The sequence below is a fragment of the Shewanella pneumatophori genome (genome assembly GCF_023283895.1).
Classification (GTDB): Bacteria; Pseudomonadota; Gammaproteobacteria; order Enterobacterales; family Shewanellaceae; genus Shewanella; species Shewanella pneumatophori.
This window is the reverse complement of the sequence record NZ_JAKILB010000039.1, coordinates 1-658: the sequence shown is the minus strand read 5'-3', so window position 1 is coordinate 658 and position 658 is coordinate 1. Positions and strand designations below refer to the sequence as shown.

The following is a 658-nucleotide window of genomic DNA, read 5'->3' as shown; positions in this document are numbered from 1 at the left end:
ACTGCTTTCATTTAGGGTGTAGGTCCACACGCCAGTGGCGGGGTCAATACTAAAGCTACCGTAAACACTGGCCTGCGGTGCAAACGACCAAGTTTGCGTATCACCGCTGTCGGGATCGCTGGCATCTAAATCCCCTTGTACCATGGCCACGCCCGGCTCAGGTGTGTTACCCCCTGACTGCACACCGGCCTCAATCACTTCGCCAGCTTCATCATCTGGCGATGGGGTAATGACCGGCGCATCGTTGGTGCCGTTAATGGTCATGGTCACCGTCTGAGTCGTGAAGGCGCCATTGGCATCGGTGACGGTAACATCAAAGCTGAAGGTGATGCTGTCGCCTTCGGCGAGGAAGTCCACCAAGGCATTATCGATATCATAGGTCCAGCCCATGTCATCGTTATCGAGACTAAAGCCGGCCAATAAATCTGAGATTTGCTGAGCCGTCAGCGCGGCCATGGCTGGATTTTGCCAATCAATATCGCCGTTATAGCTGGCACTTAGGGTGAGTACATCATTGTTGTCCACATCAAAGGTGGTGATGTCACCGGTGGCTACAAGGCGGTCTGGTGCCACATCAATAGTGTCTTCGGTTATTACCCCATCGGTATTACTGATGGTGAGGTCAGGAATATCGTTAGTACCGGTAATGGTAATGACC

1 protein-coding gene is annotated in these 658 nt (G+C 52.7%); it reads right to left on the bottom strand.

The annotated features are described in order from the left end of the window. The coding region (locus L2740_RS21395) for a VCBS domain-containing protein (protein WP_248952004.1) at positions 1-658 on the bottom strand (658 nt) is incomplete at both ends.